Consider the following 7,886-nt stretch of genomic DNA (forward strand, 5'->3'; position numbering starts at 1 on the left):
AGGGTCTGCGTGTTCAGCCCCTGAGTGCCCAGACCGCGGTTGCCCAGACTGCGGTTGCCGAGACTGTAGGTGCCCAGACCGTGGGTCGCCAGACCACTGATCCAGGGTAACGCGATCCTCGGCCTGGCGAAAAGTGGCACCGATGCCAGCCATCGGTCAGTACTCGACCAGGATGTCTTCGTCGCGGACGATCATCTGGCAGGCGAGCCGCCATTCGCTTGGCATGTCGTCCACATGAAGCTGATCGATCTGATCCTGCGTCAGCTTGCCGAGCTCCTTGAGCACAGTCTGCTCCTTATCGGTCAGGAAATAGCCCATGCGATCCTTCTCATCGATGCTGGTCACGCGGACCAGGCAGTGGCCGCATTCGCCATCCTGACAGTCGAATTGCACCGGGATCTTGTTCTCCTTGGCGAGCTTGAGCAGGGTCTCGGTGTGGCTACCGGCGACCGCATAGACGGTCTTGTCCTTGAAGTCTGGATTGGAAAAGGTGACGAGGGCCATGGAACGCTCCGTAGTTTGAAGTTTGAAGTTTGAAGTTTGAATGGTGAATTCATTCAGGCCGGCTTGACGGTGCAGTCGCCGATGATCTGGGCCTGACAGGCGAGCCGGTCGTGGCGGCTGGCCATGTTCTCGCGCAGGACCTTCTCTTCCAGCACCGAGGGCTCGGTCAGATTGTTCCAGCCCTCGGTGACATGCATCATGCAGGTGCCGCAGTCGCCCTCGCGGCAGCCGTAGATGATCCCGGCGCCGACCTTTTCAGAGACGTCGATGACACGGATACCTGCGGGGACGTTGACGGTTTGGTCGATGTCTTGAAAGGTGACTTTCGCTTTTGGCATGGGGTTGATCACTCTCGCTCGTTGGTGGGTTGATAGGGATGGGTTGCCTTTGGCGGCTCTGAGTGAGCGCGCCGTCGCTCGGTGTCAGCTCACAGCTCGGAGAAGTCCAGGACGCGCTTTGCGCCGCCCCCCGTTGAGGGCGGGTCGGTCGCTGTGCTTGCGTCAGTGCCACGAGTCGTGCTCGTGCCCGTGTCTGAGCCAGCGCCAGCGCCAGCGCCAGCGTCGCCTTGCATCAGTGCTTGCGCCAGCCGTTGTCCAAAGGCCTGGCTCTCGGTGAGTTCGTCCTCGGTTGGCACCAGCTTCACGCGCAGGCCCGGAACCGGAACCCGCAGCTTGAGCCCGCGCAGCCGGTCCTCGATCATCGGCACCGCCTCGCCGCTCCAGCCGTAGGAGCCGAAGGCGGCGCCGAGCTTGCCGCGCAGATCGACCACGGTCAGCGAGGACAGCAGGTCCCAGATCGGTTTGACGGCATCGCCGTTGATCGTCGGTGAGCCGAGGACGATCCCGTCGGCCTGCTCGATGAGATCGACGAACGGCTGCGTCTCGCCGCCCTCGAGGTCGTGCAACGAGACCCGCACGCCAGGCACGCGCTCGGCGCCCGCTCGGACCGCGTCGGCCATGCGCGCGGTGCTGCCGTAGGCGCTGAGGAAGAACAGGATCAGCGAGCGGTGGTCGTTGCCCTCGGTCACGGCCTGCTCGAAGCCCTCGTCGCACAGCGCCAGCTCGCGGTACCGGCTGATGTAGCGGCGTGGCCGCTCGCGCAACACCGGACCATGGGCCGGCGCGAGCAGGGCCAGCGGCAGCGGCGCGATCAGGCGCAGGGCATCGCGCAGATGCGCCTTGAACGGGCGCATGATGTGCGCGTAGTAGTATTCGAACGCGAAGCGGAAATCGCCAACCCGGTCGTTGAACAGGCGTGCGTCGCAGTAATGGCAGCCGAACAGATCGCCCGAGAACAGCACCTGCTCGTCGGCGAGATAGGTGCACTGGGTGTCCGGCCAGTGCAGGAAGGGCGTGTGCAGGAAGCGCAGTGGCCGATCGCCGAGGTCGATCTCGTCGCCGTTGTCGGCGGTCTCGTAGTCGAGCTGGTCGGTCGTCGGCTTCAGCAGCGCCTTGAGCATCGCCGGCGCGCGCTTGGAGATCAGCAGCCGTGCCTGCGGTGCGCGGCGCAGCAGCTCGGGCAGGGCGCCGGTGTGGTCGGGCTCGAGATGGTTGAGCACGATCACCCGGATCTCGTCGTAGCGGGCGACCGATTCGAGGCGGCTGAAGAAGGACTCCGCGTGTTCCGCCTTGACCGTGTCGATGACCGCGACGCCGTCGCGGCCGCGCACGACATAGGCGTTGTAGCTGGTGCCGTTGCTCGTGCGCAGGATCAGATCGAAGTGGCGCAGACCTGGGTCCAGCGCCCCGATCCAATGCACGCCGTTGGCGATCTCAACGGCGTCATTGCCGGCGGCGATGGCATCGTCGCTGTTCATGGATGATTCCTGTCCTTCGCGGGATCGCGTGACGGTTGGCGGTTGGCCGTGCAGGTGCGCGGGCTCAGACTCGGCGAGCCCACACTGTGCGAGCCTGGCTGGGAGGAGCCTGGCTGGGAGGAGCCCAGCTTCAGCGAGCCCGGATCTCAGCCATTGCCTCGGCGATGCGCTGCGGCGGGATGCCGGTCAGCGAGCCGGGCGGGTTGACCGGCGCGCCCAGTGCGTCGAGGATCGCGCCCTCGATCGGGCAGATGCTCGCGCACTGCGGCTCGGCATAGTCGCCGACACATTCGGTGCACTGGGCGGCGTCGATGACGAAGTGCGGCTTCGCGGCCTGAATGGCCTGGCTCGGGCAGAGGGGCTCGCAGGCCCAGCAGTTCACGCAGCCATCGGTGATTTGGTAGGCCATGGTTCGGTCTCGGTTGCAGTTCAGTGTTTCCATCGGTGCGGCCTCGCATGACGCGGGGCGCGACGAGTCTCGCGATCAGCGTGCTCCGCGTGCGCTTGGCGCGGCGTCTCAGCTCGGGTGCGCCTCGGTCTTCGCGCCCCATCGCCCGTGTCCAGTTTCCTGTTCCAGCTGCGTCGTCCAACCCCTTTTCTAACGCCGGCGTCCAGTGTCAGAGTCGGATTCCGGTGTGGCCGTTGGACGTTCTGGCCCGGGCAAACTGAATCAGGCGCAAACTGAGTCAGGCACTTAGGGCGGCGTCGGCGATGCGCTCGCCCGGCTGCCCGTTCGCGCTGAGCTCGGCATAGACGGCGGCGACCGCGTCCTCGATCGGCTCCATCGCGTGCTCGCCGTTCGGGGCGATGCCGGCGGCCTCGAGCGCGTCCCAGGGCTCGATCCCGATCTTCGAGCAGAGCACGGCCTCGCAGCCGTCGAGCGCGCGGAGGGTCCCGGCGAGCGCCGTCTCCGCTTCACCGCAGGTATCCCCGCCGCTGCAGTAGGCCTCGACCCGGCGCGTGCCGACGAAGCGCACCTGCTGCTCATCGGCCTCGTAGACCAGGAATTCGCGCGCATGGCCGAAGTGCTGATTGATCAGGCCGCCGCCGCTGCTGGCGACGGCGATGCGCAGCGGACGGCTGGCGCTCCGGCTCGGCAGCTCGGCACGCCGGCGGGGGATCGATGCGACCGAGACGAAGGCCTGATTCGGCGTCTGTGGGGGCGCCGCGCGCTGGGCCTGTCGCTTGGCCTCGATCTCGGCATGGACCGCCGCCCGGCGCTCCATTGCGGCAGCGTAGTCGATCTCCATGGTGTCGATCTTGTCCTGCGTGAACTCGGCGCCGCGGTCCTCGCCGAGCATGCCAACGGCATCCGCGCGGCACTGGCGGCAGTGGCGCATCATCGCCATGTCGCCGGCGCATGCGTCCTGAAGCGCCTGCAATTCGTCATGACTCGGACCGCGCTGGCCCATCAGGCCGTAGAAGGTGCCGTGCTCGGGCTCGGCGATCAGCGGCATCACGTTGTGTAGGAAGGCGCCCTTCGCCTTGACGACGCGGCTGACCTCCTTCAGGTGCTGATCGTTGACGCCCGGGATCATCACCGAGTTGACCTTCACCAGCACACCGCGCTCGGCGAGCATCTCGAGGCCCTTCTGTTGCTGCTCGATCAGGATACGGGCCGCTTTGATCCCCTTGATGCGCCGGTTCTTCCAGAAGATCCAGGGGTGGATTTGCGCGCCGATCTCGGGGTCGATGCTGTTGATGGTAATGGTGACGTGGTCGATGTTGTGCTCGCAGATCGCGTCGACCAGCTCCGGCAACGCGAGGCCGTTGGTCGAGACGCACAGCTTGATGTCCGGCGCCTTCGCGGATAGCTCGCGGAAGGTGGCGAGGGTGCGCTCGGGGTTGGCAAGCGGATCGCCCGGGCCGGCGATGCCGAGCACGGTCATCTGCGGGATGGTCGCGGCGACGGCGAGGGTCTTCTTGACCGCCTGCTCCGGCGTCAGCAGCTCGGAGACGACGCCGGGGCGGGACTCGTTGGAGCAGTCGTACTTCCGATTACAGTAATGGCACTGGATGTTGCACGCCGGCGCGACGGCGACGTGCATCCGGGCATAGTGGTGGTGGGCCTCTTCGGAGAAGCAGGGATGGTCCTTGACCTTGGCGCGGATGGCCTCGGGAAGATGGGCAAGCTTGTCCGGCTTGCTGCCGCAGCCGCTCGCCGAACAGCCGCCGGCCGTCGCGCGCTCTGGGTGCAGAGTGGTTACATGTTGCGCCATCTGCTGGGTCTCCTCGAAGTCTGTCGGCGCCGTCGACACGGCGCAGGAAAGCGTCTTCAAGGCTAGTAAGCAAAGGCTGTGCCCAGGTTGAAGGAGAATTTAAGTGGTTGATGGATAAGGGACTGGAGCGGGTGCGCCGGCGCGGCTGTGGGGGTGTCGACAAAGCGCGAGGCGTCCTTGTCGGGTCTGCGACGCGTGCAGGTTGCAACAGGATGTGCTCGGCGGTGACCGAGACCAGCAGCCTGTTCAGGCTAGGCGGCCGGTTTCGTCAGGCCTTTTGATTCGGGGTCTCACCAGCCAATCGCAGGACCTCGGCAACGAGTGCATCGGATAGCCGATAGCCTTGTTGCGAGAGTGCCCTCAATACCGGCTCAACGGCGTCCAGTCGTCCGCGCTGCTTCGCGGCCAGCAACACGCCGGCGAGTCCGACAACCGGGATCGCGCGGCGCCGCGCAATCGCCCGTCCGCGTCGTTCGTCGATCAGCAGGAAGCGAGACGGCAATGTCTGCGCCAGCACGATGGCGGCCGACTCGCCGGCGTCAAGGACAAGGCTCAATTGGGCGAAGTCCACCTCGTCATCCGGAGGTAAAGGGTGAGACCGAATGTCACCTTGGGCAACGGCGTCTGCCAGCACGCGTGCACCGGGTCGGTCTAAGCCGAGGCGTAGCTCACTCAGCACGATCTCAGGGACGATGACGGGACCATAAAGCGACGCCAACAGCGAGAGTCGCTCGATTCGAGCCAAGGCAATCAGCGGGCCCGCGTCGGCGACGACGATCGTACTCATCTCGGTGTGGATTGAATCGATCTCTAAAGCGCGGTGTCCATTTCCTCCGCAAGTTCTTCAGGCGGGTAGTCCACCGCGGGCAGTCCGGCGCGCCCGAGCAGATCGATGAATTCATCCAGTGCAAGCCCAGCGAGCTTCGAGGCTTGGGCCAGAGTAATGCGCTGCTGCTCAAATAGCGTCAAGGCCAGTGCACGATGAATACCTTGATCGATGAGTCGCCGGTCGAACGGCACAGCAAGGATTGCGGGTCGTCCACGTTTGGTGATGATCGCCGGCTGGCCGAGCTCGGCGTCCTTTACGAGATCACTGGAACGTGTGCGGAGATCGCGTATCGAGAAGATGTCGAGGGGTTCCACTTGGGGCAGCACAGGGTTGTAACATTTGTGCTCGCGAAGCGTAGCACACGCGATCGTCGTTGCTGTGCCTTGATCAGCGACGGGTAGCGCCAACTCGGTGCACTCGGCTGCACCAACGGTCGCAGCGCTGTTCCGAGTTGGTGCGCTTAGGGCTTGGATCGACGCCGCGGGCTTCTGATTATCGTTTTGTCAGAATAGGTTACCTTTTTGGTGCGAGATTTGCTTCGCACGGCCCGGCAGCATCCCGCTGCTGGCGAACCGTCACGAAGGCTTACACCACAGGAGACCTCTGGATGATAGCGATCCCGTCTTGCAAACCAATGCTGCTCGGCGCCGGCCTGGCGCTGGGGCTGAGTGCCTCGCTCTCCGGCTGGGCCGAGGAGTCGGCCGATGCGAATGCCGACTCCGGCGACGAGACCATTAAGGTGGGCGTGCTGCATTCGCTCTCCGGCACCATGGCCATCAGCGAGACCACGCTCAAGGACACGATGCTGATGCTGATCGAGCAGCAGAACGAGGAGGGCGGTCTACTCGGCAAGCAGCTGGAGGCGGTCGTGGTCGATCCGGCCTCGGACTGGCCGCTGTTCGCCGAGAAGGCGCGGCAGCTGCTGGAGCAGGACAAGGTCGCCGCCGTGTTCGGCTGCTGGACCTCGGTCTCGCGCAAGTCGGTGCTGCCGGTGTTCGAGGAGCTGGACGGGCTGTTGTTCTATCCGGTCCAGTACGAGGGCGAGGAGTCGTCCGAGAACGTCTTCTACACCGGCGCGGCGCCGAATCAGCAGGCGATCCCGGCGGTCGATTATCTGAAGGACGAGCTCGGCGTCGAGCGCTGGGTGCTCGCCGGAACCGATTACGTCTACCCGCGCACCACCAACAAGATCCTCGAGGCCTACCTGAAGCAGAACGGCGTGGCCGAAGAGGACATCATGATCAACTACACCCCCTTCAGCCATTCGGACTGGCAGTCGATCGTGGCCGAGATCAAGAAATTCGGCTCCGAGGGCAAGAAGACCGCGGTGGTCTCGACCATCAACGGCGACGCCAACGTACCCTTCTATAAGGAACTCGCCAATCAGGACATCTCGTCCGAGGACATCCCGGTGATCGCGTTCTCGGTCGGCGAGGAAGAGCTCTCGGGCATCGACACCGCCCCGCTCGTCGGGCACCTCGCCGCCTGGAACTACTTCATGAGTGTGCCGACCGATGCCAACGATGAGTTCATCGAAACCTGGCATGCGTTCATCGGCAACCCGGATCGGGTGACCAACGACCCGATGGAGGCGCACAAGATCGGCTTCGATCTCTGGGTCAAGGCGGTCGAGAAGGCCGGCACCACCGATCCGATGAAGGTCGAGGAGGCGATCGTCGGGCTGACGACCGACAACCTCAGCGGCGGCACCGCCGAGATGCTGCCCAACCATCACATCACCAAGCCGGTACTGATCGGCGAGATCCAGGATGATGGCCAGTTCGCGATCGTCTACCAGACCGAGGCCGTGCCTGGCGATGCCTGGTCGGACTATCTGGAAGGCTCGAAGGACCTGGTCGGCGACTGGACTGACCCAATCCAGTGCGGCAATTACAATACCAAGACCGAGGAATGCCTCGGCTCGGAAGAAGCGGCCGAATGACGGATCGTGCCGGCGTCGGCCTGCTGCGGGCGCGCCGGTCGACGTTCGGCTCATCAGGTCTGCTCGTTTGGCGAGTGCGTACCAGTCGCGCATAATCGCGACGGCCGATCCGGGCCAGGCCGTCTTCGCGTCGAGATCGGGAGCGAGCGGCCGGGTCCCGCTGCCAGGGATGGCAGCCGCTGTTCCAAACTGGGGCCAGTGTAGCGATCATGACGGCGCGCCACCCCGGAGAATAGAATGCTCGCTGCCGCTACTCCACGGCAAACATGGTCCAGCTTGGGGCGCGTCATTCGGCCAGACACCAGTCTCCGGAGGATGACGTTTTTGCGCTCTGGCCAGGGTTTCGCTCCCTCGTCTGCTTTTGGGTTGCCGCATCGATGAGCCGATCCCGCTCTGCTTCGACAAAACCGTTGGGCTCACTCGGTGTGCTTGTTACCGGCCTGCTGTTGACCTTGCTGTGGGCCGGGCCGGTGGCCTCCGAGCCCACGTCTCCCCAGCCTTCGGCTGTCGAGCCCGCGGTTGCCGACGAGCGCGTGTCTGCCCCGTCCGCGACTGCCCAGCCCGAGTCAGCCGAGT

At 64.9% G+C, this 7,886-nt stretch carries 8 protein-coding genes; 1 reads left to right on the plus strand and 7 read right to left on the minus strand.

From position 1 onward, the window contains the following. Window positions 1-156: 156 nt before the first annotated feature. From CKO40_RS02300 to CKO40_RS02330, 7 genes are all read right to left on the minus strand, one after another. Complete coding sequence (locus tag CKO40_RS02300; protein ID WP_200344338.1) at window positions 157-504, minus strand: 2Fe-2S iron-sulfur cluster-binding protein; 348 nt, start codon at window positions 502-504, stop codon at window positions 157-159. 53 nt (window positions 505-557) lie between these two features. Next, window positions 558-842, minus strand: a complete 285-nt coding sequence (locus CKO40_RS02305) for a 2Fe-2S iron-sulfur cluster-binding protein (RefSeq protein WP_200344340.1) — start codon at window positions 840-842, stop codon at window positions 558-560. An 89-nt stretch (window positions 843-931) separates the two neighbouring features. Next, window positions 932-2,320, minus strand: a complete 1,389-nt coding sequence (locus CKO40_RS02310; protein WP_200344342.1) for an FprA family A-type flavoprotein — start codon at window positions 2,318-2,320, stop codon at window positions 932-934. 130 nt (window positions 2,321-2,450) lie between these two features. Continuing rightward, on the minus strand, window positions 2,451-2,729 hold the full coding sequence (locus CKO40_RS02315) for a 4Fe-4S binding protein (RefSeq protein ID WP_200344344.1): 279 nt from the start codon (window positions 2,727-2,729) through the stop codon (window positions 2,451-2,453). A 277-nt stretch (window positions 2,730-3,006) separates the two neighbouring features. After that, window positions 3,007-4,539 (minus strand): nitrogenase cofactor biosynthesis protein NifB, encoded by a 1,533-nt coding sequence (gene nifB / locus CKO40_RS02320; protein ID WP_200344346.1) that lies wholly within the window; start codon window positions 4,537-4,539, stop codon window positions 3,007-3,009. A 268-nt stretch (window positions 4,540-4,807) separates the two neighbouring features. Continuing rightward, on the minus strand, window positions 4,808-5,326 hold the full coding sequence (locus CKO40_RS02325) for a PIN domain-containing protein (RefSeq protein ID WP_200344348.1): 519 nt from the start codon (window positions 5,324-5,326) through the stop codon (window positions 4,808-4,810). 23 nt (window positions 5,327-5,349) lie between these two features. Beyond that, on the minus strand, window positions 5,350-5,775 hold the full coding sequence (locus CKO40_RS02330) for a type II toxin-antitoxin system prevent-host-death family antitoxin (RefSeq protein ID WP_242476729.1): 426 nt from the start codon (window positions 5,773-5,775) through the stop codon (window positions 5,350-5,352). Between the two features lie 200 nt (window positions 5,776-5,975). On the opposite strand from CKO40_RS02330, the gene urtA reads away from it, so the two are divergent. Beyond that, window positions 5,976-7,310 (plus strand): urea ABC transporter substrate-binding protein, encoded by a 1,335-nt coding sequence (gene urtA / locus CKO40_RS02335; RefSeq protein WP_242476730.1) that lies wholly within the window; start codon window positions 5,976-5,978, stop codon window positions 7,308-7,310. Window positions 7,311-7,886: the final 576 nt, after the last annotated feature.

This window comes from Halochromatium glycolicum (genome assembly GCF_016584085.1).
GTDB lineage: Bacteria > Pseudomonadota > Gammaproteobacteria > Chromatiales > Chromatiaceae > Lamprobacter > Lamprobacter glycolicus.